We start from the raw sequence: 24,403 nt of genomic DNA, 5'->3' as shown, positions 1-24,403 counted from the left end.
TGTTCTCTGGTAGAGCAGAGCAGGCTCAGGGCTACTGAAAGCCCGCTCCGTACCGCTTAGCGGTCGGAGCCGGGTAGCTTACTTTGTTGTTGAGGCAGTGGTTGGGGTGCAGGACACAAGGTAATGGAGGAGTCTGCCACTCAGGAAGAGATCCCTGGGGGATCTCCTTCAGCAGGGCCATCCCGTTCGTTGATGTCGGTGGCGGGCTTGGTGGCCGGGGCGACCTTGCTCAGTAAGGGCATAGGCTTTATTCGCCAAGCTTTGATTGCAGCAGTGTATGGCTCGGGGCCGGAGTACAGCGCCTTCGGGGTAGCCTACATCCTGCCCGGTTTTCTGTTGATTCTGCTGGGAGGGATCAACGGCCCTTTTCACAGCGCCATCGTCAGTGTCCTCAAAAAGCAGCGGGATCGGGACAGGGAGGATGCGGCTGCCTGGCTGGAATCCATTTCCACCTTGGTAGGCTGCCTGCTCCTGCTGGTCAGCTTGGGCCTTTGGTGGGGAGCGGACTGGGTGGTGCGCCTGAATGCGCCGGGAGCCAGCCCCGAAGTCCATGCTCTGGCCGCTGCGCAACTGCGGATCATGGCCCCTTTGGCCTTGCTCTCGGGGTGGATTGGCATCGGCTTTGGAGCGCTGAATGCTGCCGAACACTACGCCTTGCCTGCCCTTAGCCCGCTGATCTCCAGCTTGGCGGTGATCGGGATCCTGGTCACGCTGGGATGGACGGGGATCCCAACTTTGCTGGCCTGGGGCGTGCTCATCGGGGCCATTGCCCAATGGTTGGCCCAAGTTCCGCTCCAGATGCGGTTAGGGCTGGGGCGACCGCGCCTGCGCTTTGAGTGGGGATCCCCGCAGGTACGGGCGGTGGGCTTGCTGATGTTGCCGGCGGTGATCTCCTCCGGGATGATCCACATCAATGTTTATGTGGATCTGTTTTTTGCCTCTTTCGTACCTGGGGATCGCACCATCGGCAACTTGGGATATGCCCAGCTTCTGGTACAAACGCCGCTGGGGATCCTCTCCAACATGGTGCTGGTGCCCTTGATGCCTCTCTATGCCCAGTTGGCAGGGGATGGATCCCGTTGGCCGGAGCTGCGCCAGCGTATCCGCCAAGGGCTGATGCTTACGGCAATTGTGACCCTGCCCCTGTCGATGCTGTTGGTGGCTTTGGCCGAGCCCATTGTCCAAGTGGCCTACCAGCGGGGGCGCTTTACGCCGGAGGTGACACAAGAGGTGGCAGCCCTGCTCATGGCCTATGGTCTGGGGATGACCGGTTACCTGCTGCGGGATGTGCTGGTGCGGATCTTCTATGCCCTGGAGGATGGGGCTACGCCTCTGCGCATCAGCAGCATGGCCATTGGCCTGAATGCCCTACTGGACTTTCTATTTTTGCAGGCTTTTGGAGCGCCGGGCATTGCCCTGGCCACCGCCGGCGTCAACCTGATAGCCGTGATCGGACTGGGGATCCGCCTCCACCAGCGCCTGCCAGGGATCCCTTGGCGGGAGATGGGACAAGCCCTACTGCCATTGCTGGGGAGCACCGTCCTGGCCGGGGGACTGAGCCATTGGCTGTGGACCCAACTGCGCTCCTACGAGATTGTGGGGTCTCCCCTGCTCACCGCCATCATTTGGGCCGGGCTGGCCGCGGGTTTAGGTCTAAGCTTGTTCGCCGCCGGAGCTCTCTACCTGCGGATCCCAGAAGTGGAGTGGGCAGCAGCCCGACTGCGGAAACGGGTAGGACGCTGGGGGAGCCAGTGGGCAAGCCGGAACTAGCTGATAGCTTCCAGGTAATCTCGCACGCGGTTGCGCCGCTTCGGCTGACGCAGCTTCTGCAGGGCTTTGGCCTCAATTTGCCGCACCCGCTCTCGCGACAGATCCAAGGCGCGACCGATTTCCGCCAGCGAATAGGTGCGCCCATCCCCCAAGCCGAAACGCATGCGGATCACATCCCGCTCGCGGCTGGTGAGATCCGAGAGCAACTGCTGTAGATCGCGATGCAGGGCTTCCCGCATCATGGTCTCTTCTGGAGAAATGTCGTCAGTTTCCAGCAGATCCCCCAGTTCGGTGTCCTTGTCTTTGCCCACCTTGGTTTCCAGAGAAACCGAGCGGGGCACCCGTACCAACAGCTCGCGTACTTGAGGCGGCGTCATCTCCAGCTCGGAGGCGATGTCTTCGATGGTGGGAGTACGGCCCTTTTCCTGGGAGAGCTTGCGCTGCGCTTTTTTGATCTTGTTCAGCTTCTCGGTGATGTGAACGGGCAGGCGGATGGTGCGGCTTTGGGTGGCAATGGCGCGGGTAATGCCCTGCCGGATCCACCAGTAGGCGTAGGTGCTGAAGCGGTAGCCCTTTTTTGGGTCGAACTTTTCCACCGCCCGCTCTAGGCCCAGCGTACCCTCTTGGATCAGATCCAACAGCTCCAAGCCGCGGTTTTGGTACTTTTTCGCCACCGACACCACCAGGCGCAGGTTGGCCTTGATCATGTGTTCTTTGGCACGCTTGCCAATCCGCTGAATCTGCTGCAGCTTTTCAGGGGTCAGTTGCGCCCACTCGGGGTACTGGTTGGCCTTAGCCACCCATTCCGCAAGAGTGGGATCCCGTCCCAACTCTTTCTGCAGGCGCAGGCGCAAATCCAAGAGCTTCATGTAGTCTTGGACTTTTTGGGCCAGGGCCACCTCTTCATCGCGCCCCAAAAGAGGAACACGACCAATCTCCTGTAAATAGAGGCGCACCAGATCAGTGGAGCGGCGGGTTGGCTCCTCTTCCAGAAACTCGCCATCGGCCAGATCCACCTCTGCTTCTTCGGCGGCCTCGAGGAGATCGGCGGGGCCATCCAACAAAATGTCGTTGAGTTCAGGTTCGTAGTTAGACATGTAGGGTGTTGCTGATGTAGCGACAGGGGTAGGCAGTTCAGTGGGCTGAGAGAGGGATGGTAAACGATGTGGAGCGGGTTAAGCTTAAGTGTTCCCCTTTGCTCAACGCCTTGCGGCATTCGGAGGAAAATCACACATTGACCTCTTCCTCAACCCGACCTCATGCCCATACCCCACAGAGAAAGGCTAACGTGGCAGTGAAGGGATCACGCAACGGGTAGAGCGTGAGTCCCTTATCATAACTTAATTTTAATTATAGTTGCATTTCTCATCTCAGAGGCATGAGATCCAGCGTAGGATCCCCCCAGTTCAACCGTCACCGCCACTGCGAAAAAGCGTATTGCCCTCAGGGTGAACCCAGCAGCTCGTCCTTGGGGGAAGTAACCCATCCATCCTAGAGGGTCTAAACTTCAAAGGTAGCGTGTAAATTGCTTTGCCTATTCCAATCTATTCGATTCTATTCGATGAACTGTTCCCATTCACCTATCCCACCCAGCTGTGGGGGATCCAGACTCCCCGAACAGGTCAACCCCCTTCCTCTGGGCGGACTGGGCTCTGCTCAGGCACTTGGGTTGGCCATAGCCCCGCTAACGGGGGAAAAGGTTTCAACCTTGGCGTTGACGACTCTATTGGCCATCGGTCTATTCTTTTTTCTGCGAGCTGCGGGCAAGGATCGCGTGGAGAGTCGCCTCTACTTTAGCAGTCGCAGCCTGGAAGAAATGGGATCCGCTCTGCGAGAGCACTTGGAAGGGCGCGGCTATCGTCTCCAGTCCGCCGATGCCGAGGGGATCGCCACCTTTGCAGGGCAAGGTCAGGCTAGCGTGGGGCTGGCCCTTTTTTTGACGGGGCTGGCGGGGACGGGACTGGCCTGTTTGGCCTTGGTGCTGCAGACCCTTGAGCCGGGGTGGGGCGCTTGGCCTTGGATGTTGGTGCTGGCCTCCCCCTGGGCGGGTTGGTACTACTGGCGGCGCAACCAACGCCCGGAGCAAATCCGCCTGAAACTGCAGGAAGCCGACGAGGACTCTGTCCCGCTCTCGTCCTGGGAACGAACGCCAACGGCTTCTGGATCCCACCTGTGGGTGGAGGGGCATCGGGATGAGCTGGATGGGCTGGCTGCAGCCCTGGGGTTGCAAGAACGGGATCTGGATTAGGGGTAAGGGAGTCTAAGGCCAATCGGGAGAGAGAGGTGCTGGGATCAAAGACAGTTGATCCCCAACGGCGGAATCGGGGCTGCGATTGGGAGCGGGCTCTTTTTTGCAGTTCTTCTGGGCAGGTTGGCTTTTTCCTTGGTTGCGCAGGCCCAGGCCGATGCGGCTGTGTTTTTCCACTAGGGCCAGCACCTGTTTGGCCCGCTCGATCACCGGCTGGGGCAGGCCGGCCATGCGCCCCACCTCAATGCCATAGGAGCGATCTGCCCCCCCCGGCTGCACCTGGTGCAGGAAGACAATGCGATCCGGCAGCTCTTTGACCACCACCTGGAAGTTGGCCACGTTGGGCAGCAGGGTCTCCAGTTGGTTGAGCTCGTGGTAGTGGGTGGCAAAGACAGTACGGGCCCGCACTTGGGTAGCCAGGTACTCTGCCACCGCCCAGGCAATGGAAAGGCCATCGAAGGTAGCGGTGCCTCGGCCAATCTCGTCCAGCAGCACCAAGGAGCGCTCGCCGGCGTGGTTGAGGATGTTGGCGGTCTCGTTCATTTCCACCATGAAGGTGGACTGGCCGGTAGCCAGATCGTCCACAGCGCCAATGCGGGTAAATACGCGGTCGCAGAGGCCCAACTCTGCCCGCCGTGCGGGGACAAAGCTGCCCATCTGGGCCAGGATTTGGATGAGCCCAATTTGCCGCAGGTAAGTGGACTTGCCGGACATGTTGGGCCCGGTGAGGACGATCAAATCGGGGCCGTGGGGGGATCCCAGTTGCACCGAATTGGGCACGAAGAGGCCTTGGGGCAGGGATTTTTCCACCACCGGGTGGCGACCCTCCTCGATGATCAGCCGGCGGTCTGTTGTGAGGAGGGGACGGGTGTATCCCTGCTGCACTGCCACTTCCGCCAGGCCAAACAGAGCATCGACGGCAGCCAGGGTCTGGGCCACTTGGCGGATGGCTTCGGCCCGGGATCCTGCCTCTTGGCGCAACTGCACAAACAGCTCGTATTCCCGCTGGTTGATGTCGGTTTGGGCTGTGAGGATGCGGGCCTCTTTTTCTTTGAGCTCGGGGGTAATGAACCGCTCTTCGTTGGTCAGGGTTTGCTTGCGGATGTACTCTTTGGGGACTTGGTGGGCCTTGGCGCGGCTGATGCTGAGGTAGTAGCCGAAGGCCTTGTTGAAGCCCACCTTGAGAGTGGGGATCCCAGTGCGGTCGCGCTCGCTTTTTTCCAACTGGGCAACCCACTGGCGGTCTTGCTCCACCTGCTGCCGCAGCCTGTCCAGCTCGGGATCCACGCCGGCTCGGATGAGGCCCCCCTCGGTGAGCACAGGGGGAGGGGAGGGCAGGAGGGTGTGCTCGATGCGTTGGCCCAGCTCAACCAGGGCGGGATCCACCTGTTGCAGGCTTTGCAAGAGGGGAGTCTTGGCTTCCCCCACCAGCTCGGCCAACTGGGGCAGTTTGCCCAAGGAGGATCCCAAGGCCACCATCTCGCGCGGGTTGGCGGTGCCCGATCCGACGCGGTTGGCCAGCCGCTCCAGGTCGTACAGAGAGTCCAGAAGGGATCCCAGGCGGGCCCGCAGAGAAGGGTTTTCCAAAAGCTCTTGGATGGTGTCTTGGCGGAGGCGAATTTGCTCTAGATCCCGCAAAGGCTGCATTAGCCAGCGCCGCAAAGTGCGCCCCCCCATGGCTGTACGGCTGTGATCCAGCACCCAGAGCAGGGATCCCACAAAAGCCCCCTCTCGGATGGTCTGGGTGAGCTCCAAGTTACGCCGGGTTTGGGCATCCAAGATGAGGTAGTCCGTGAGCTGGTAGGTGCGCGGGGGAGGCAGGAGCGGGTGGCCTCCCTGGGGAGAAGGCTGCAGCAGGGTCTTTGGTGCTACGCACCGCTGAGGCGAATGGGTTTCTTCTAGGTAGTGCAAAAGCCCTCCCGCTGCTCGCACCGCCAGAGGCAATCCCTCACAGCCCAATCCTTCCAGAGAGCGCAGGCCGTAGGTCTGCATGAGGTTCTCCCGCGCTACCGCCAGTTCAAAAGGTTCGGCTGGGCGCAGGGTATAGGCGTATTGGTTGGGGAGACCCAGGGGCTTCTGGGGATCCCCTGGACGGATGAGGCCTAGTCCCAGCCCCTCCTCGGTGGGCAGCAAAACCTCTGCCGGCTGCAGCCGGGCCAGTTCCTGCTCCAGTTGCTCTTGCCCCTCGCTCTGACACACCCAGAACTCGCCGGTGGAGATATCCGCATAGGCTAGGCCCCAGCGGCAGGGAGCCTGCTTCGATCCTTTGAGCCGCACGACGGCTGCCAGGTAGTTGTTTTGCCGCGCCTGCAGCAGCTCCTCTTCGAGGACGGTGCCAGGGGTGATCACCCGCGTCACTTCCCGCCGCACCAAGCCCTTGGCCTGATCTGCCGGCTCCATCTGGTCGCAGACGGCCAGGGCATAGCCTTTGGCCACCAACTGGGCAGCGTAGCGGTCGAAAGCATGGTAAGGGATCCCGCACATGGGCACCCGCCCTATGGCCCCTGCTTCCCGCCCGGTGAGCACCAGCTCCAGCTCCCGCGACACCCGCTGGGCGTCCTGGAAAAACATCTCGTAGAAATCCCCCAGGCGGTAGAGCAAGATGGCGTGCGGGTATTGCCGCTTCAGCTCCACATAGTGCTGCATCATGGGGGTGAGCAGGGCGGGATCCACCTCCAGGGCATTCCAAGTATGCTCGGCGGGAGAAGTCATGGCATCAAAACGTTTGCAAGCAATGGGCTCAAGGTTGAGAGCCTGGCCAAACCGGACCGATCAGCTTGGGCCATTCTAGATCTAGATGAAGTATGAGACATTTCCCCAGCCCTCCTCCTCTGGGGAGAGGGAAGCTAGGTAATTGCCATTTCGCAGTTGGTTGAAATGACCTCGCTCAGGGTAGTTGGATCCCCCCTGAGGTAAGTCTGAATGGCTGGGCAGAGGCGCTGCCCGGTCTTGTCCAAAAGCCCTGAAGCGCAAGAGGGAGAAATTTAGGCACAAGCTATTGAAACTGACTTGCAACATCCAAGAAGCCTTGCTATTCTAGCGACTACGTTTTGTTGAGTTTGACTTTCAATAAAGCTCGGGAGGGAGGCCTGGCCAACTTGGCTGAGTTTTTCATCCCGCCCTTGCGGGCGGAGGGGGTTTCTTGGCCTCAGAAGGCTCTCTTCCTGGGCAAAGATCGAGAGGTTTTCCCGGTGCTGGTCGATCGCGAGTGTCCGTATACAGAGGTTGAGGGGGGCAGAGGCTGGGGGCAAAGAAAGCGGCTGCTCTCGCCAATCGGTTTGACCTGTTTGCTATTGAGTTTCATTTTCCTAGTACTTTTGGTCTCGATTGCTTTGGGATCCGTTCCCATGACTTTCCCAGAACTCTGGCAAGCCCTGTGGGGGCAGGGGGATCCCATTCGGCAGACGATTGTTTGGCAGTTGCGGCTGCCGCGGGCGCTCTTGGCCCAGTTGCTGGGGGCGGCTCTGGGGATGGCAGGGGCCCTGTTGCAGGGGATGCTGGGCAATGGGCTGGCGGATCCCTACCTGCTGGGCATTTCGGCGGGGGCGGGCCTGGCGGCGGTGGGGTTGCTCACCTTGGGAGAGTGGACGGCTTGGGTGCCCCTGGCCGCTTGGGTGGGCGGGGTGCTGACTACCGTGTTGGTGTACGGGTTGGCGCGTACTCCCTCGGGACTGGCGGTGGAGCGGCTGATCTTGGCGGGGGTGGCCGTCAGCGCCCTGTTTGGGGCCATTAGCTCCACCTTGTTGTTGATGGCAGATGACCGGGTGCAGGTGGCTCTCACCTGGTTGATCGGCAGCTTGAGCGGGCGGGGCTGGCCAGAGGTGCAGGTGGCCGGGGCGTATATCCTGGTCGGCTTGGGATTGGGATGGGGGCAGGCGCGGGCTTTAAACCTGCTGAGCTTGGGGGAAGAGATGGCGGTGAGCTTGGGGATCCCTCTGGCGCGGACGCGGGTGGTGATTGGCCTGGTGGCGGCTTGGCTGGCGGCAACCGCTGTCAGTGTGGGGGGGTTGATCGGCTTTGTCGGTTTGGTGGTGCCCCACATGGTGCGGCAGGGGGTGGGATCCGATTACCGCTGGCTGTTGCCCCTTTCTGCCTTGGCAGGGGCGACCCTGCTGAGCGGTGCCGACATCCTGAGCCGTTTGGGCCCGATAGAGCTGCCGGTGGGGATTGTCACCGCTGTGATGGGGGCTCCCTTTTTCGGCTGGCTGCTGTGGCAGCAGGGGGCAGGGCGATGAGAGAGCCCATCCTGCAGGTCGAGGATTTGAGCGGGGGCTACGGATCCCGGACGGTGGTGCGACAAGTGAGCTTCAGCGTGCAAAAGGGGGAATGGCTAAGCATTGTCGGCCCCAATGGTTCCGGCAAATCGACGGTGCTGCGACTGTTGAGTCGGGTTCTGATTCCCCAAGCTGGGCGCGTGTACTTGGGCGGTCGGGATCTGCACGCTCAACTCACTCCAAAGCAGGTGGCCCGGCAGTTGGCTCTTTTGCCGCAGCAGCAGCGGATCCCGGCAGGGCTAACGGTGCGGCAATTGGTCAGTCTGGGGCGTTCTCCCCACCAGCCCTGGTGGGCGTGGCAGTTGACGCGGGCCGATTGGCAGCGGGTGGAGTGGGCTCTAGAGCAGACGGGACTGGGATCCCTGGCGCTGCGGCGGGTGGAAACCCTTTCGGGGGGCGAGCGGCAACGGGCTTTTCTGGCGTTGGCTTTGGTGCAGGAGCCGCAGGTGTTGCTGTTGGATGAGCCCACCACCTTTTTGGATCTGCGCCACCAACTGGAGCTGCTGGAGCTGTTGCAACGGCTGAAGCAGGAGCAGGGCCTGACGGTAGTTACGGTGCTGCACGACCTGAATTTGGCCATTCGCTACAGCGAGCAGATTGCCTTGCTGGGATCCGGCCAGATGCAGGCCCTGGGGTCTCCCTTGGCGGTGTTGACCCCCAGCCGGGTGCGACAGGTGTTTGGCCTGGAGGTGGAGTGGATCTCGACTCCGGTAGGGCCACAGCTTTGCCCCCTGCGCAGCACAGCTCCAGCGGCAGCAAGGCTCCTCTCCCTGCCGGTGTCAGGGTGCTGAGGGAGGGTTTGTCCGGTTTTGCAGTGAATTTTCCCTGTTGTGGATTTCGAGGAGCATGAGAGGTTATGCGCGTGAACGGTCGTTGGTGGCGGGTGGTGAGTTTGGGGTTGAGTTTTGGAGTGGGCTGGGGATCCCTGTCCCAGGCTCAGCCCAATGCCCGGATCCCTGATTCGACAACTCCGCCGCTGTTGGCCCAGGCCACTCCTGCGCCGACCACCTTGCAAGAGCAGATTAGGGAGCTGGAGGCGCAAATAGAGGCTGCTCGCCGGCGGGGGGATCAGGCAGAGGTGGAGCGGCTACAGGCCGAACTTCGGGCTCTCCAGCAGGAAGGCACGCCGATCTTTAACCTGCAACAGGTCACCGTAACTGGTACTCGCACCGAGCGCACCTTGGCCGACTCACCCGCCAGCATTACCGTCATCGACCGGGAGCGGTTGCGGCGGGAGCTGGTTCAAAACATTCAGGATCTGGTGCGCTACGAGCCGGGGGTAAGCGTGCGGCGCAGCGTTCGCTACGGCCTGCAGGACTTCAACATCCGCGGCCTCGACGCCAACCGGGTGTTGATCCAGGTGGATGGGATCCGCCAGCCGGAGCGATTTTCCTTCGGCCCCTTCACCATTGGCCGGGATACCTTTGAGCTGGAGACCCTGAAAACTGTAGAAATTATCCGCGGCCCCGCCTCCACCCTCTACGGCAGCGACGCGCTGGGGGGTGTGGTGACCTATACCACCCTGGATCCAGCCGATCTGCTGGGGGAACGGGACAGCCATGTGGGCCTGTCCAGCCAGTACGACAGCAAAAACCAAGGGTACGTCAACACCCTTAGCTTGGCGGGTCGGCAGGATAACTTAGAGGCCCTGCTCATCTACACTCGCCGCGACGCCAGAGAGCCGGATATTAAAGCGGATCCCAGTTTCAAGGATCGGCAGACGGTGGAGGGAGACAATGTTCTGGCCAAGCTGGTCTATCGCTTCAGTCCCTTTGACAGCCTCACCCTGACGGCGGAATACTTCAACAACCGCACCACCACCACCTTTTCGCCCCGCAACCTGGATCCCAGCATCCGCTTTTTCAGGGAGACCATTGAGACCGAGCGCAGCCGCCTCAGCTTGGAATATCGCTACGCCAACCCCGATACCCCCGCTTTTGAGCTGGCCACCGTCCAGATCTACTACCAGCCGGCCCGCACCCAGGAGCCCAGCGTGGAAGAACGCACCCTCACGGTACAAGGTCGGCCCGTGCCTGTGCGTCGGGATACCTTCAACGAGCTGGTCAGCAACATTCTGGGAGCCAGCGTACAGGCCCAGAGCCGCTTCCAAACCGGGGATCTCTCCCACCGCTTGGTGTATGGAATGGAGATCTCCACCACCCGCAACGAACGTCCCCGCAACCGCTTCCAAACCAACCTGCTGACCGGGGCAGTCACCCAAAACATCCCCCCGGACACTTTTCCCACCAAAGATTTTCCCGACTCCGATACCGTGCGCTTTGGGCTGTATTTGCAAGATGAGATCGACTTTGGGGGCGGCAACTTTACCCTCATCCCCGGCATCCGCTACGACACCTACCGCCTCACCCCCAGCCCTGACGAAGCCTTCTTGAAAAGTGGGGCAGAAGCCGCCAGCCTGTTTGCCGATGCCATTTCTCCCAAGGTGGGCCTGGTGTGGAGGATTAACCCCAACCTCACCTTTACGGCCCAGTACAACACCGGTTTTCGGGCCCCTCAGTACAACGAAATCAACAGCGGCTTCACCAACCTGGTCAGCCCCTTCTTCCGCTACCGCACCCTTTCCAATCCCAACTTGCGACCGGAAACCAGCCAAGGCTTTGAAGTGGGGTTGCGGGGGATCTACCCCCAGGCCAGCTTTAGCTTGGCCGCCTACTACAACACCTACAACGACTTTATCGAGGCTTTCCGGGAGGTGGGATCCGAGCCTTCACCCCCCGGCCCGCCAGGGAGCCCGCCACCTCCACCGGTGACTCTCTTTCAGAGCCAGAACGTCAGTCGGGCCCGCATCTATGGTGTAGAAGCCACCGGGCAGTACTTCTTCAGCCCCGATTTGACCGGCTGGAGCCTCAATGGCAGCTTTGCCTGGGCGGTGGGGGATAACCTCACCGAAAACAAACCCCTCCTTTCCATTGAGCCACTGACGGCAGTACTGGGACTGCACTACGACGATCCCAGCCAGATCTGGGGAGCCAGGTTGGTGGCCAGGCTGGTGGCGGATCCCCGCGACCCGCAACGGGAGGTGGTGCAACGGAACCCCAACGCTCCACCTCAAATTCCGTTTGTGCCCAAGGGCTACACCGTGGTGGATCTGCTGGGCTACTACAACCTGGACGACAACTGGCAATTGAATTTCGGGGTGTTCAATCTCTTTGATGAAAGGTATTTTCTCTACTCCGAAACCCGCTCTCTCTTTGTCGGCCCTGAAGTGGAACGGCTGGCCCAGCCGGGACGGCATGCTGCGCTCAGTTTTTCCACCCGGTTTTAGGGGCCAAGACCCGAGGCCGTGTTTACTCTGGATCCTGCTCTAACCGATGCTTGCCGAGCCACCTGCCCGCACCGAGCCACCTGCCCGCACCCCCAAGGGATCCCTCTCTCTTCTTCGGAAGTCCTGTCCCCAGCTTTTGTGGCGACTGCAGGGGTGGTATTGGCAGCAGGCGGGCATGGCCTGGGAGGCGGGGCTGGCTTGGTTGGCGTTGTGGCTTTGGGCTGGCGCAAGAGAGAGCGGCTGGCTGGAGTGTGCCGAGGAGCTGCTGCAAGAGGCTTGGGTGGCCAGCTATAGCTGGGCTGCCCTCTGGACAGCTTGCCAGGAGGGGGAAGATCCGCCGGGGACCGTCCTCCACCTGCGAGCCAGGGATCCCCGACCGCTGCGCCGGGAGGGGTTGATTTCCCTCCTCTTGCACCTGATGGCGCTGCTGGGGCTGGCTTGGTGGGGATCCCGGCCTTTATCAGACGCAGAACTCCGGATCCCAGTCACGCTTTTGCTGGAGGATCCCGAGCCACAGTTGCTGGAACCGGATTCAGAATCCATAGAATCTCTCCCACCAGAGCCAACAGCAGAGCCGCCCGGCCCGGCCCCGGAATCGCCCCCTGCAGACGATCTATCCCCACCGGAGCCTGTGCCCCAAGAGATCGAGATGCCAGCCATCCCGGAGGCTGAATCTTTGCTGGCCCTGCAAACTCCGACCCCTACGCCTCCACCGACCCCTACACCCATTCCCACGGCAAAGCCAGAACCCACCCCTACTCCTCCACTGACCCCATTACCGACAGCCACCCCGCAACCCACTCCTCCGCCACAACAGCCCACCCCAACTCCGGCGGTTACCCCCACCTCTCCAGCGACTCCACTCACCTCCGCCCCGGTTACCTCAAGCACCCCTCTGCCCCGCTTTACCCCCTTGATCCAAGGGATCCGTTCCAGCGTAAAGACTGCCGCCGCTCCGCCTTCCCCCGGCAGCGAGAGCAGATTGGGGCCAAGGGATCCTGAAACTGGGACACCTGGCGGTATAGGTGCAGCCCAACCCCATTCCTCTGCCCCAACACCTGCCACCCCCAGTTCCTCCCCACCGACAGTGGCTGCCAACCCCCAGCCGGACATCCTGGCCCGCCCGATCCCCGGTCGCAATCCTCCGCCCCCCTACCCTCCTCAAGCTCGCCGTCTCGGCCAACAGGGGCAGGTGCTGCTGCGGGCCAAGGTCAATGCCCAGGGGCAGGTGCAGCAGGTGGAGATCGCCTCTTCCAGTGGGTTTCCCGCCCTGGATAGGGCAGCGCAGGAGGCGGTGCAGCGGTGGGAATTCAGCCCGGCCTTGAGAAACAACGTCCCCATCGAGTCTTGGGTGGTGGTGCCCATCCAGTTCACCCTCAATTGATTGCTGTTTGGGAATTGTTTTGGAGATTGTCTATGCTGTCTCGTCTTTCTCGCCGTCAACTGTTCGCCTTTGGTCTGGCCAGCGTGGGGGCCTGGGGAATGGGGCGTTTGGCCCAAGCCCAAGGTCGGATCCCTCAGGAGCCACTCCTGTCAGCAAGACAGAGTCCTTTTCGTCGGGTAGTCAGCCTCACCACCTTGACTGCCGATATCCTCTATCGCTTGGCCCCCGATAGGTTGGTGGGGATCCCTGCCGGTCGTTTGTTGGAGGAGGATCCCCGCTTCCAAGGCTTGACCCGCCTGGGGCTGGGCAACCAACCCAACCTGGAGCAGCTTGTGGCCCTACAACCGGACTGGGTGGTGGGGGCCAGTGGCTTTCACGAGGCTCTGGCAGAACGGCTGCAGGAGCTGGGGATCCCCACCTACCTCACCCGCGTGGACAGTTGGGCTGCTTTGGAAGAGACGATTGCCACCCTGGCTGCTGCTTTGGGGGCGGATCCCGATCCCTTGCTGCGGCAGTATGGATCCCTTTTGCCCCAGGAACTGCCCCGCGTTCGACCCAAAACCTTGCTCTTGGTGGGCACCCAGCCGATTCTTTCTCCCAACCGGCAAAGCTGGGCCGGGGATCTGCTGGAACGCTTTGGCGCGGACAATCTCACCGCTACCTTGCAAAGCCAAGGGCCTTTTCGGGGCTACGTCACCCTTTCGGCAGAGCGCATCCTGGAAGCCAACCCAGAAGTTCTGCTGGTGGTCAACCCGGAGGCGGCGGATCCCTTGGCGTTTTTCCGTTCCCGCCCCTTTTGGAATCGGTTGCAAGCCGTCCAAACTGGGAAAGTTTATGGATTTGACTACTACGGCTTGGTCAATCCCGGTAGCTTGGAGAAAATTAGAGTTGCCTGCGAGCAGTTAGCCCGCATTTTTTGAACGGACTTGGAGTGTCTCTCTAGTCCAAGCTATAGCGGGTCAGGCGCTGCACTTGCTCGGGAGCAAGGCCAAGCTCTTGGGCAATCTGAGCCGACACCTGGTCTGGATCCAGTTGTGGAAATTCAAATTCCAGCTTGCGCAGGTGGGGATTGGTGGTAGTCACCTCCACCTTGGTGTAGCCACGGGAGCGGCGGATCTCCGCCTGAATGGAAAGAATATCCAGAGCCAAGGTGGCTTGTTGCTGGCTGCGAATCGCCAAAGGTTGCTCTAGCCGGCGAGGACGGCTCAGCGCTTGGCCCGTCACCCACTCTCCCCCCGCCACAAAAAGAAGCCCTGCCAAGGGCAGCACCAGCCAAAAATCAAACCCTAGATCTTGCCACCGATGGATTTTGGGCCACCCCACCGTTGTTCTCTCCCTTGCAGAGGGCTATTTCCGTGATCCATCCTAGCCTGGGCAGTGGGAACTGGCCGTCTTGGTCAACGGCGCACAGGACGATGCGAATTTTGCTGGTGGAGGACGACCCGGAACAGTTGGAGCCTTTACAGGCTGCCCTGTCCAAGTGCGGCCACGTGGTTGACTGTGCCAAGGAAGGGGAGATGGCTGCCTGGCTGATGGAGGAGAAAGCCTATGATCTCCTGATTTTGGATTGGATGCTGCCGGGGCCAAGCGGGATCCAGCTCTGTCGGCAATACCGCCAATCGGGGGGATGTGCGCCGGTGCTGATGTTAACTGCCAAAGACGCAACATCGGATGTGGTGCAGGGGTTGGATGCGGGGGCGGACGACTATTTGGTCAAGCCGGTGGATCTGGTGGAGCTGCTGGCACGGGTGCGGGCTTTGGGACGCCGTTCCCCCCAATGGCAAGGAGACAGCCTCAGCCTGGGATCCCTGCACTTGCACTTGGCCAGCCTGACCCTAGAGCGGCAGGGGAGGCAGGTACAGCTTTCGGGCAAGGAGTTTCAATTGATGGAATACCTGATGCGCCATCCCAACCAGGTGCTCAGTCGGGGCCAGATCGAGCAGGCGGTGTGGGAATGGGGCTGTGAGCCGGAGAGCAATGCCGTGGCTGCGTTGGTGCGGCGGTTGCGGCTACGGTTAAAAGAGGTGGAGGCCCAAGATTGGCTGGAATCGGTGTATGGCCAGGGGTACCGGCTGCGCATAGCCTCTCCAGAAGAGAACCCATGAAAGCAGTTTCTAGGGGGTGGCGATGGAGGTGAAAAGAGCTGAACACAAGCATTCTCTCCCATGGCTGGGCTGGAACTGGGTTTCCCTGGCACACCCCCTTCAGCCGCACCTGGGGCAGAAGGCTGCGACAAGAGGGACGGGATCCCTGGTGTTTCACCACAGCCGCCGTCGCTTGGCCCGCAGCTTTGCCGGGGTCATGGGGGGGGTCCTGCTGGTGTTTGCCGCCGTCTTCTACCGCTTGGAAGTGGAGAACCAGTTGCAGGCTTTTGACGAGGAGCTGCAGGTTCAGGCCGGGATCATGGCGGCAGCCATTAAGTACGAGCTGCGCCAGGGGCAGTGGCGGTTGGTGTTGAACGAGGTGCCCTTTTTGGGGGGGAAAACCCAACCCCTCGACCATCACTTGGCCTATGTGCGCTGGTTCGATCCTGCTCCCGGCACCGGAAGGGAAAGCTTGGGATCCCTGCGCCAGTACACGGGATCCCGGCCTCCTCTGGAGCTGTTTGACTTGGATGGCCCGCCTCACCATCTCCAACTGGGTTTCCAAACGGTGGAAGGAGAGAGCGGCTTACTGTTGCGCCAGCTCACGCTGCCGGTGCAGCAGGAGGAAAAGCTACTGGGCTACTTGCAACTGGCGGTGCCCCTGGAACCGCTGCAACTTACCCTGGGTCGCTTGCGCTGGGGGTTGGGGATCGGGATCCCGCTGACGCTGGCGTTGATCGGCGGGGCCGGCTGGATCTTGGGGGGGCTGGCGATGCAGCCGATTCGTCGCTCCTACGAGCAGTTGCAACGCTTCACTGCCGATGCTTCCCACGAGTTGCGCGCCCCCCTGGCCGCCCTGATGAGCAATGCTCAAATGGCTCTGCTGGCCCCGGAACAAGCTCAACCTCGCCTGGAAAAGGTGGTGAGCGGTGCCCGCCGCCTCAGCGTGCTGATCGATACCTTGCTGCAGTTGGCCCGCCAGCAGGGATCCCTGCCCCTGGAGGATCTGCCGCTTCTGAATTTGCGAGCGCTGTTGCAGGAGCTGAGCGAGCAATACCGCCCCCAAGCTGAGGCCCTTGGCCTTCACTGGCAATGCCACCTGCCTGAGACGGATCTTTCTGGGGGTTGGCTTGTGCGGGGGAACGCTGCCCTGCTGCGGCAGGCCATCGAGAACCTACTGCGCAATGCCCTGCAGTACACCCCTGCAGGCGGCACAGTGCAGGTGAGCCTGGAAAGCCAGCGCCAGCGCGCTTACCTCCACGTCAAGGATACAGGCATTGGCATTCCCCCCGAGCATCTGCCCCATCTGTTTGAGCGGTTTTACCGGGTGGATGAAACCCGTGCTCGCCATACGGGTGGGTTCGGTCTGGGCCTGGCCTTGGCCCAGCAGATCGTCACCGCCCATCGGGGATCCCTGCGAGTGGCCAGCCAAGTGGGAGAGGGATCGATATTTACGGTAGAGCTGCCCTTGTCATCTTCACGTCATTTTTCTCCGCCATTCTCAAGATGAGCCGCGATAACCCAAACCGGCTTGTCCTGTCGATTGGAGTCTATGACCAATGACGATTCGTTCCTCTTTTGCTCGCGCTCTGGGTTGTTCTCTGCCGATTTTGGTTCTGCTCACCCCCCTGGTGCTGGGATCCGCGGCGCAAGCCCAGCGGGGCAGACGCTCTGCTCCTGAAGCCACAGCTCCCCTTCAGGTACAGCCAACTTGGCAGCGCCCGCGGGATCTTGAGCGAGCCAGCCGCGATCTGGCTAAGGCGCAGCGACACCTGGCCGAAGCCAGCTTCCTCTCTCAGCGGGGGTCTTCCCCAGAGGCTGCCCGCCTTTTGGAACACGGCCAGGAGAGGTTCACCAACGCCCAAGCCTCACTTGAGGCGGGGAACTTCTTCGCCGCCCGCGAGCAGGCCAAAGCAGCGGAAAACTTAGCCAAAGCAGCCAAAGTTCTCTATGAGGCGGAGCTGGGTTTCATGGGCCGCCCTGGCCGTTCCTTCTTCGAGACCCCTTTCCGGGCTCAGGAGTACCTCAGCCGGCTGCAAGCGGAGATGGCCTTCGCCAACATCAACTCCGGCAGCGTCTCTGACCTGCAGAATCAAGTGCAGAACCTGTTGGGCGACGTAAGTACGGATCCCAGCAGCTACACCTTCGCCGACTACAGCCGTAGCAAAGCTGCCCGCTACTCCGCCCGCGCTGCCCTACACCTGTTGGCGGCTGAGCGCCTCGGGGGGATGACTACCCTGACCAGGCGCTGATCTGGCCTACCCGGAACTGGGGATAGAAGGGATCCCTGCTGGCTGAGTTTCCGGGGTTAACCTCTATCTTCTCTGGCCCCTGCTGGAGTTGGGTCAAAGTGAAAGCCCCCAAAGCGGGGGCTGTTCTTGGTTAGATATTGATCGCGTCTTTACATCTGCCCTTAGTGTACCTGCGTTCTCTGCACCTGCGCCACTTTCGCAACTACCGGGATCAAGAGATCACCTTTGACGCGCCCAAAACCATCCTGGTGGGGGAGAACGCCCAGGGTAAGACCAACCTGCTGGAAGCGGTGGAGCTGTTGGCCACCTTACGCTCGCGGCGGGCCAGCCGGGATCGGGAGCTGGTATACCAAGAGGAGCGACAAGCCCAGATTGCCGCCACGGTGGAACGGCTGGGTGTGGCCCATGAGCTGGTGATGGAGCTGCGCAGCAGCGGCAGGCGATCCCTGAAGGTGGACGGGCAGGTGCTGCGCCGCCAGGCGGACTTTTTGGGACAGGTGAATGCCGTGGTGTTCTCCAGCCTGGATCTGGAGCTGGTGCGGGGCGCTCCGGAGACGCGGCGCCATTGGTTGGACGGGGTGTTGCTGCAACTGGAGCCGGTTTATCTCGGCCTGGTGGAGCAATATCGCCAGATCCTCAGGCAGCGCAACGCCCTTTTGAAGCAGGATCCCAAGGACTCTGTCCCGCTAACGCAAGCGGCTGCTGGCGTTCAGTTCTCGCAGATGGCCTTCTGGGATGCCCAACTGGCCACCACCGGTAGCCGAATTATGCGCCGCCGCGCCCGGCTGCTGCAACGGCTGGAGCCTTTGGCTGCTCACTGGCACCGGGTCATTAGCGGTGGACGGGAAACCCTGACCCTTACCTATCGACCCCAAGTGCCCCTGCCGGATCCCCAGGCCAGCCCCGAAGTGATCCAAGCCCAGTTTTTGGCCGAGATCCGCGCCAAAGCCGCCGCCGAACACTCCCTGGGCAGCTCTCTGGTGGGCCCCCATCGGGATGAAGTGGAGCTGTGCATTAACGGAGTTGCCGCCCGCGCCTATGGATCCCAAGGCCAGCAGCGCACTCTGGTTTTGGCTCTGAAATTGGCGGAGCTGGAGCTGATCGAGCAGGTGGTCAGGGATCCGCCCTTGCTGCTCTTGGACGATGTGCTGGCCGAGCTGGATCTGCAGCGGCAAAACCAGCTCTTGGAAGCCATTCAGGAGCGCGTGCAAACCTTGGTTACCACCACCCACCTGGGATCCTTTGACGCCGGCTGGCTCAAAGCCGCCCAAATCCTTCAGGTGCAAGGGGGACAGCTTTTTCCCAGCAAAACAGGGGATGGGATCCCGTAGGGCAGGCCGGAGCTCTGGCAGTGAGGGAAACCCTATCTGGGAGGGGGGCTGGGGGTGGTCGCGTCAGCGGCGCCGAGCGCTTGGGCTTTACAGCCGAGCGCGATCCAGGCTGCGGTATTGAATCGCTTCGGCAATGTGGGTGGGGGCAATGGCCTCCGCGCCCTCGAGATCGGCGATGGTGCGGGCCACCTTGAGGATGCGGTCGCTCCCCCGCGCAGACAGGGCCAACTTTTGGATGGCGCTTTCCAAGAGCTTGCGACAGGGATCCGAAAGGGAGCACCACTGCCGCAGGTGGCGGGATTGCATCTGGGCGTTGCAGTGGATCCCAGGCTCGTTTTGAAAGCGCTGCCGCTGCCGTTGTCGTGCCCGCTCCACCCGCCGCTGCACCGCTTGGGAAGATTCGCCGCCCTGGGCGCGGACAATTTCTTCCGGCTTAAGGCGGTTGACCCGCACCTGCAGGTCGATGCGATCCAGCAGCGGGCCGGAGAGCTTGGACCAGTAGCGCTCCCGCTGTTGCGGCGTACAGGTGCAGGGGTGAACGGGATCCCCGTAGAAGCCGCAGGGACAGGGGTTGGTGGAGGCCACCAGGGTGGTTTGGGCGGGAAACTCTAGGGAAACGCGGGCGCGGGAGATGGTGACTTTGCCATCTTCCAGGGGTTGGCGCAGCACCTCCAGCACCTCCCGCCGGAATTCCGTCAGCTCATCCAGGTACAGGATGCCATGGTGGGCCAGCGAGATTTCCCCGGGCTTGGGGTAGGGGCCGCCACCCACCAGCGCCACTGCCGAAGCCGAATGGTGGGGAGCGCGAAAGGGCCGCTGGGCGATCAGGGGGGTCTGGCGTCCCAGGTGCAGGTTTTGCCGCAACAGGCCGGCTGCCGAGTAGATGCGGGTGATCTCCAACATCTCTTCCCACTGCAGCTGGGGCAGAATGCCGGGCAGTCGCCGCGCCAGCATGGTCTTGCCCGCTCCCGGGCTGCCCACCAGCAACAGGTTGTGCCCGCCGGCTGCCGCGATCTCCAGAGCCCGCCGGGCATGTTCTTGCCCCTTCACATCGGCCAAATCCAGCAGGGGTTCCGTTTCGGTTGGCAACATCTGTTCTGGCTGGATCCGCACCGGCTCAACTCCCTCTGGGTTTTGCAGCCAGCCCACCACCGCCGCCAAGGAGGGCAGCCCATACACTTGGATCCCTTGCACCACCGCTCCTTCCGGCCCATTTTCCTGGGGTACCACCAGGCGGCGGATCCCCATCTCGGCAGCGCTGGCGGCAATAGGCAGAACCCCGGCCACCGGGCGTAGGGTGCCGTCTAGGGCCAATTCCCCCACCATCAGGGTGTTGGCCAGCGCTTCCCCCTCGATCACCCCGGAGGCCGCCAAGATCCCGATGGCAATGGGCAGATCGAAGCTGGGGCCCTCTTTGCGCAGATCGGCAGGGGCCAAGTTGACGATGATCCGCCGCTGGGGTAAAGCAAAGCCGGAGTTCTTGATCGCCGCCCGCACTCGCTCTTTGGCCTCCTGAACGGCAGTATCGGGCAGTCCCACCAAGGTGATCTGGGGCAAGCCACCGCCCACATCCACCTCCACCGTAACCTGCACGGCCCGGAGTCCCAGCAGAGCGGCAGCAGTGACTTGGGCAAACAATGCAGTCACCTCCCTCGGATAGTTCTTTTACCCTTTGCACAAGTGGCCGCAGGCCTATTCTGTCCCAACACGTATCCTGGCCGAAATTGGGATCCCCACGCTGCCGGCTGCATTTGCCCAAGGAGAATGTCACAATCATCTCAGGTTTTTCCTGCCCCAAAGGAGGCACGTCGGTTTTCGCAGTCGCAGTCTTTAATGAATGCGGGATCCCGGATCCGAGCTTGCCGAATGGCTCAGGCTTGGGTTGGCTGTTGCTGCCGCCTTTGCGCAGCACAGCAGCGGTGAGGCTATGTTCTGACCAGGATGGGAACCCCCAGGGGGGGATAGCAGGGATCCGGATCCCTCTGATCGCAGCCTGCACCTCCAACCCAGATTTCCCCAGCCATTTGCCCTTTGGCAGAGGTCAAAAGGCGGGCACCCCCCTCTGCCGACAAGCCAACAGAGGGACGACCCCATCTCTAGGAGGCTGATGCCGGTGGTCTTTCCTGCTGCTGAACCCCCTTTCGAGCGTTTCTCTGGCTCTGGGAAAAAGCGCGCCCTAACCTGGAATGAACTGGAGGAGCAGGTGCAGCAGTTTGCCCAGCGCTACCGGGGGCAGGTGGCGCAACTCAGCCCGCCGGAGCTGGCGGTGGCACTGCAGGAGTTGGCCGAGCTGACGCAAAGGATGCAAGGGATCCCAACTGCCGACTCGGCAGAGGCAGCTTGGCAGAGGCTGGAGCGGATCATCGCCTTACAAAGCCAACTGCTGTTTTTCCTCCTGGAGTTGCAATCCCTGCCTGCCGTTGCTGCTGGTGGCCCGGAGGAAGGTGTTCCCCACGAGGGTCAGGATGGTGCTATGCCTACGGCACCCTGTCGGGAACTGCACCGCTGGCACGAACGCCTAGTCGATGCCCACGTCGAGCCTGAGCTGCAACCCTTTCGCCAATTCCTGTGTCGCCTTCTTCAAAGGACTCCGTCCCCCTGGCACGAACAGCAGAGTCACCAACAGCTTGAGCCTCTGGAGCGCCTGCTCCACCAACAGTACTTAACAGGAAGGTTGGCTTGGCGGCAGTTGTGGCAAGTGACCCTGAACTCGCCTGCTGCGCTCCCAGAGCACACTCTTGTCCAGCTGCAGAGCTTACAAACTCACGCCAGCGCGGAGATCCGCTGGGTGGCCTACCAGCGGCTAGTCCAACACCTAGAAGCCCATGCAGATCTGGGTGGGTTTATCCTCAGCACCCTGATCCGCGACCACCTGTGGGAGGCCCAATGGCGGGGCTATGACTCTGCTGCCGACCTGTATCTGGCCCGCCACGGCCTGACTCAAACTTTTTTGGAGAACCTCCTGGAAGGGATCCGCGATCGGTTGGATCTGTTCCAGCGCTATTACCGCCTCAAAAGCCGAAACATGGGGCGTTCCATTCGCATCTGCGACTTGCGTGCGCCCTGGGGGGATCCCGTGCCGCCCCTGACCTCTGCTGAGGCCACCTCTCTAATCTGGGCTGCTTTGCAGGACTTTTGCCCTGAGTGTGCTGCCCAGGCCAAACCCTGGCTGCTGGAAGTCGGCGCTATCGCAACCGAGGCAGACAAGCCCACTCGCGTCAGCGAAACAGAGTCCTCGTCTAGACCAGGAGAAACGGGATCCGGCGGGAGCGAGCTCCTGTTGAAGGTTCTTGCTATCATCAGCCAGCGGCTCCGGCCTGAGGATCCCCAAGTTTGGCTGGATCTGGAGGAGATGCAGGGGAGTTCCGCACTGCTGCCGCGAGCGTGGGGGGTGCAGGCTCACACCGTCTTTTTGCAGCAAATACTCCTGGATCACCTGGTTGCCTCAGCAGTGGGATCCCCTCGCATGGGCAGGCCTGCTCTTTACGACCCAGAGGGGCAAACTGCTCCGCAGCGCTGGCGGGAACGCTCCGGCAGCCTCCAGTTGGCCCAGGCCCTGTTGATACACCATTTGGAAGCCCAGTTGCAGGCGGTGTTTTACCAGAGCTTGATCAGTCGGCTGGAGCTGATTCTCTATCGGTCGGGGCTCCCCGCATGGGAAAATGTGGCAACCTATCCTCTTTGGGTGAGCGAAGAGTGGTTGAAGCTGTGTCAAGAGCTGTGCGGAGATGCGGTGGAACTGTTGCCGGAACACCAGTTTTACTGGGTGGGGATGCCGGAGCTGTTTCTCCACCCCTTTAGTGCCTATCAGGCTAGCCTTGCCAGCCTGGTGGCCTTGGCCTGTCACCGCCGCTATCACAGTTCTCCGCGCAACTTTCTGCCCCACTACCTCCGTTGGTTGGCCAGCCCGCCCGGATCCCTGACTTTGGAAGAAACCACCCAGCTGCTGCAGGCAGATCTGAGCGACCCAGGGGGAGTGTTGCAGGCGCTGGAGGAGCTGGAGCATTGGATCGAGACGCTAGAAAAGCTGCTGGAAGAGAATCCAGATCACTGAACCAACGATGACCCACCCTTGTTCTCTTGGACATAGGCGTGCTCTGCGGCGGGAAGAACTCTGGAACCCTGTACCCGACTCCTGCGAACCCACCCCAGCGGAGCCAGCCGTTAAAGCGCGTCCCTTCCTAAAATGGGCAGGGGGAAAAGGGCAACTGCTCAGCCAATACGAACCCTTTTTTCCTCGCGCCTGGAACACCTATCACGAGCCCTTTTTGGGGGGTGGAGCGGTCTTTTTTCATCTGGCCCAGAGGACTCCGCCGGGCTTGCGGCCCTTTGTTTTGTCGGATATCAACCCTGAGCTGGTAAACGTGTATTGCTGCGTGCGGGATCAGGTGGAGGAGATCATTGCCCTGCTCAGCCACCACCAAGCCCACCACAGCCGGAACCATTACTACACCATCCGCGCGGCTCGTTTCGAGGATCCGGCGCAACGGGCTGCCCGCCTGCTGTACTTGAACAAAACCTGTTTCAACGGCCTCTACCGGGAGAACTCGCGGGGAGAGTTCAATGTTCCTTTGGGCCGTTACCGCAATCCCCGCATTTGCGACGCGGAGAACCTACGGGCTGTGGCACGGGTTTTACAAGGCGTGGAGATCACAGTGCAGCCGTTTTGGCAGGTGCTCGAACGAGCCAAACCCGGGGATTTCGTCTATTTGGATCCCCCTTACTATCCCCTTTCTGCCAGCAGCAGCTTCACAGCCTACAGCCGGTTTGCCTTCGGCGAAGCGGAACAGATCCGCCTGCGAGAAGTGTTTGGAACATTGGCCGACCGAGGCGTGCAGGTGCTGCTCTCCAATTCCGATTGCCCCTTTGTGCGGGAACTGTACCGGGATTACCCCATCCAGACCATCTCTGCCAGCCGTGCCATCAACGCCCAGGGCCACAAACGCGGTCCCATCACCGAGGTCTTGGTGCTGAGCCATCCCAGCCTGGCCACCGCCTGCAGTGGGCCGGAAGAGATCCCGTTTTGCCCCGGAACCGTCTAGGGTAATGGATGAGCAGGTCGAGATCCAAGGCGGGATCTCGAGCTTGGACACACTATTGCTCCGCAACGCTGACGCGACGAGACAACGGGAACAACAGCGCATGGATCCACGAGAAATTGAGGCATTGGTACGGGCTGCCCTACCCGGCGCAAGGGTGCAGGTGGAAGACACTGTCGGCGATGGCCATCATTTCCAGGCCATCGTGGTGGCGGAACAATTCCAGGACTTGCCCCTGATCAAACAGCACCGGCTGGTGAATGAGGCCCTGAAAGCTTACCTGCAGGATGGCCGCCTACATGCTTTAGCCCTGCGCACCTTTACCCCCGCCCAGTGGGAGCAACTCCAGGGGCTGGATTCTGGTTCATCAGCCAATTGAACCAAGAGGAGCATTCCCAGTCGGGCTGTGCATCGCCTCAACTCCTCTCTCCCTTTGAGAAAGGGGCTGAAGCTGTCGCAAACGGGAATCTTGACATCCTCCCCGGCCTGAAGGCCGGAGATTCCTACCACGCTACGCATGGATGGCTCCTTGCGCAGTCGTCTCGGCGGGTTCCTGCTTCCGACCGCCCGTGCGGTTCGATCCACAGGCCATCCGGGCTGACACGGGTGGTTCACCCACCCGCATCCCGACCGCAGCGTCGGCCGTGTCCTGCCCTTCGTCTCGCAACAGCTGTATCCCGCGAGCAAGGATGTTGATGGCACCGACCAGAAAGGCCTCCGGCCCGCTGCCGCGAA

18 protein-coding genes and 1 pseudogene are annotated in these 24,403 nt (G+C 61.5%); 14 read left to right on the top strand and 5 right to left on the bottom strand.

Features of this window, described 5'->3' with window-relative positions:
* The first annotated feature begins 123 nt into the window (after positions 1-123).
* Positions 124-1,770 (top strand): murein biosynthesis integral membrane protein MurJ, encoded by a 1,647-nt coding sequence (murJ, locus tag NW828_RS09350; protein ID WP_414383428.1) that lies wholly within the window; start codon positions 124-126, stop codon positions 1,768-1,770.
* On the opposite strand, the gene sigC is transcribed toward murJ, so the two are convergent.
* Positions 1,767-2,867 (bottom strand): RNA polymerase sigma factor SigC, encoded by a 1,101-nt coding sequence (sigC, locus tag NW828_RS09345; RefSeq protein ID WP_011434275.1) that lies wholly within the window; start codon positions 2,865-2,867, stop codon positions 1,767-1,769. The genes murJ and sigC overlap by 4 nt on opposite strands.
* Before the next feature lie 611 nt (positions 2,868-3,478).
* Between sigC and NW828_RS09340 the strand changes: the two genes are divergently transcribed.
* Entirely contained in the window at positions 3,479-4,018 is a 540-nt protein-coding gene (locus NW828_RS09340) for a cofactor assembly of complex C subunit B (RefSeq protein ID WP_414383426.1), read from the top strand.
* 12 nt (positions 4,019-4,030) lie between these two features.
* Here NW828_RS09340 and mutS read toward each other — a convergent pair whose 3' ends face one another.
* Positions 4,031-6,730: a DNA mismatch repair protein MutS gene (gene mutS, locus NW828_RS09335; RefSeq protein ID WP_414383424.1), complete on the bottom strand. Its 2,700-nt coding sequence runs from the start codon at positions 6,728-6,730 to the stop codon at positions 4,031-4,033.
* A gap of 386 nt (positions 6,731-7,116) precedes the next feature.
* On the opposite strand from mutS, the gene NW828_RS09330 reads away from it, so the two are divergent.
* The 5 genes from NW828_RS09330 to NW828_RS09310 all read left to right on the top strand — a co-directional run bounded on the left by NW828_RS09330 (position 7,117) and on the right by NW828_RS09310 (position 13,882).
* The gene (locus NW828_RS09330; RefSeq protein WP_414383422.1) at positions 7,117-8,253 is read left to right on the top strand and encodes a FecCD family ABC transporter permease; all 1,137 of its coding nucleotides are present in this window, start codon (positions 7,117-7,119) and stop codon (positions 8,251-8,253) included.
* Complete coding sequence (locus tag NW828_RS09325) at positions 8,250-9,083, top strand: ABC transporter ATP-binding protein (RefSeq protein WP_414383420.1); 834 nt, start codon at positions 8,250-8,252, stop codon at positions 9,081-9,083. Before NW828_RS09330 ends, NW828_RS09325 begins: the two co-directional genes overlap by 4 nt.
* A 65-nt stretch (positions 9,084-9,148) precedes the next feature.
* Positions 9,149-11,578 carry a TonB-dependent hemoglobin/transferrin/lactoferrin family receptor gene (locus NW828_RS09320; protein ID WP_414383418.1) on the top strand — a complete coding sequence of 810 codons (2,430 nt, stop codon included), beginning with the start codon at positions 9,149-9,151 and terminating at the stop codon, positions 11,576-11,578.
* A gap of 46 nt (positions 11,579-11,624) precedes the next feature.
* On the top strand, positions 11,625-12,962 hold the full coding sequence (locus NW828_RS09315) for an energy transducer TonB (RefSeq protein WP_414383416.1): 1,338 nt from the start codon (positions 11,625-11,627) through the stop codon (positions 12,960-12,962).
* A gap of 32 nt (positions 12,963-12,994) precedes the next feature.
* The gene (locus tag NW828_RS09310) at positions 12,995-13,882 is read left to right on the top strand and encodes an ABC transporter substrate-binding protein (RefSeq protein ID WP_414383414.1); all 888 of its coding nucleotides are present in this window, start codon (positions 12,995-12,997) and stop codon (positions 13,880-13,882) included.
* Between the two features lie 19 nt (positions 13,883-13,901).
* Here NW828_RS09310 and NW828_RS09305 read toward each other — a convergent pair whose 3' ends face one another.
* On the bottom strand, positions 13,902-14,285 hold the full coding sequence (locus NW828_RS09305; protein ID WP_011434266.1) for a hypothetical protein: 384 nt from the start codon (positions 14,283-14,285) through the stop codon (positions 13,902-13,904).
* A 92-nt stretch (positions 14,286-14,377) separates the two neighbouring features.
* On the opposite strand from NW828_RS09305, the gene rppA reads away from it, so the two are divergent.
* The 4 genes from rppA (at position 14,378) to recF (ending at position 18,629) form a co-directional block, all read left to right on the top strand.
* Positions 14,378-15,067 carry a two-component system response regulator RppA gene (rppA, locus tag NW828_RS09300; protein WP_414355523.1) on the top strand — a complete coding sequence of 230 codons (690 nt, stop codon included), beginning with the start codon at positions 14,378-14,380 and terminating at the stop codon, positions 15,065-15,067.
* A gap of 148 nt (positions 15,068-15,215) precedes the next feature.
* Complete coding sequence (locus tag NW828_RS09295) at positions 15,216-16,556, top strand: sensor histidine kinase (RefSeq protein ID WP_414383412.1); 1,341 nt, start codon at positions 15,216-15,218, stop codon at positions 16,554-16,556.
* Between the two features lie 49 nt (positions 16,557-16,605).
* Entirely contained in the window at positions 16,606-17,298 is a 693-nt protein-coding gene (locus NW828_RS09290) for a DNA-binding protein (RefSeq protein WP_414383410.1), read from the top strand.
* 164 nt (positions 17,299-17,462) lie between these two features.
* Positions 17,463-18,629: a DNA replication/repair protein RecF gene (gene recF / locus NW828_RS09285; protein WP_414383430.1), complete on the top strand. Its 1,167-nt coding sequence runs from the start codon at positions 17,463-17,465 to the stop codon at positions 18,627-18,629.
* 87 nt (positions 18,630-18,716) lie between these two features.
* Here the strand turns inward: recF and NW828_RS09280 are convergent, their stop codons facing one another.
* Positions 18,717-20,267: a YifB family Mg chelatase-like AAA ATPase gene (locus NW828_RS09280; RefSeq protein ID WP_011434260.1), complete on the bottom strand. Its 1,551-nt coding sequence runs from the start codon at positions 20,265-20,267 to the stop codon at positions 18,717-18,719.
* A gap of 469 nt (positions 20,268-20,736) precedes the next feature.
* On the opposite strand from NW828_RS09280, the gene NW828_RS09275 reads away from it, so the two are divergent.
* The 3 genes from NW828_RS09275 to NW828_RS09265 all read left to right on the top strand — a co-directional run bounded on the left by NW828_RS09275 (position 20,737) and on the right by NW828_RS09265 (position 24,047).
* Positions 20,737-22,683, top strand: coding sequence for a peptidase M3 (locus NW828_RS09275; protein ID WP_414383408.1), 1,947 nt, complete (start codon positions 20,737-20,739; stop codon positions 22,681-22,683).
* Positions 22,684-22,690: 7 nt separating this feature from the next.
* A complete protein-coding gene (locus NW828_RS09270) occupies positions 22,691-23,671 on the top strand; it encodes a DNA adenine methylase (RefSeq protein WP_414383406.1) in 981 nt (326 codons plus the stop codon).
* 100 nt (positions 23,672-23,771) lie between these two features.
* A complete protein-coding gene (locus tag NW828_RS09265) occupies positions 23,772-24,047 on the top strand; it encodes a BolA family protein (RefSeq protein WP_414383405.1) in 276 nt (91 codons plus the stop codon).
* A 132-nt stretch (positions 24,048-24,179) separates the two neighbouring features.
* Here NW828_RS09265 and NW828_RS09260 read toward each other — a convergent pair.
* Positions 24,180-24,403: pseudogene (locus NW828_RS09260) on the bottom strand (cytosine methyltransferase); the annotation flags it as partial.

This window comes from Synechococcus sp. W55.2 (assembly GCF_047461635.1).
Taxonomy (GTDB): domain Bacteria; phylum Cyanobacteriota; class Cyanobacteriia; order Thermostichales; family Thermostichaceae; genus Thermostichus.
This window is presented reverse-complemented; position numbering and strand designations above follow the sequence as displayed.

Bases quoted from the DNA above. Each gene is read 5' to 3' on its own strand.
- murJ (WP_414383428.1), top strand. From the start codon at position 124: ATGGAGGAGTCTGCCACTCAGGAAGAGATCCCTGGGGGATCTCCTTCA.
- sigC (WP_011434275.1), bottom strand. From the start codon at position 2,867: ATGTCTAACTACGAACCTGAACTCAACGACATTTTGTTGGATGGCCCC.
- mutS (WP_414383424.1), bottom strand. From the start codon at position 6,730: ATGACTTCTCCCGCCGAGCATACTTGGAATGCCCTGGAGGTGGATCCC.
- NW828_RS09325 (WP_414383420.1), top strand. From the start codon at position 8,250: ATGAGAGAGCCCATCCTGCAGGTCGAGGATTTGAGCGGGGGCTACGGA.
- NW828_RS09320 (WP_414383418.1), top strand. From the start codon at position 9,149: ATGCGCGTGAACGGTCGTTGGTGGCGGGTGGTGAGTTTGGGGTTGAGT.
- NW828_RS09315 (WP_414383416.1), top strand. From the start codon at position 11,625: ATGCTTGCCGAGCCACCTGCCCGCACCGAGCCACCTGCCCGCACCCCC.
- NW828_RS09310 (WP_414383414.1), top strand. From the start codon at position 12,995: ATGCTGTCTCGTCTTTCTCGCCGTCAACTGTTCGCCTTTGGTCTGGCC.
- rppA (WP_414355523.1), top strand. From the start codon at position 14,378: ATGCGAATTTTGCTGGTGGAGGACGACCCGGAACAGTTGGAGCCTTTA.
- NW828_RS09290 (WP_414383410.1), top strand. From the start codon at position 16,606: ATGACGATTCGTTCCTCTTTTGCTCGCGCTCTGGGTTGTTCTCTGCCG.
- NW828_RS09275 (WP_414383408.1), top strand. From the start codon at position 20,737: ATGCCGGTGGTCTTTCCTGCTGCTGAACCCCCTTTCGAGCGTTTCTCT.
- NW828_RS09270 (WP_414383406.1), top strand. From the start codon at position 22,691: ATGACCCACCCTTGTTCTCTTGGACATAGGCGTGCTCTGCGGCGGGAA.
- NW828_RS09265 (WP_414383405.1), top strand. From the start codon at position 23,772: ATGGATCCACGAGAAATTGAGGCATTGGTACGGGCTGCCCTACCCGGC.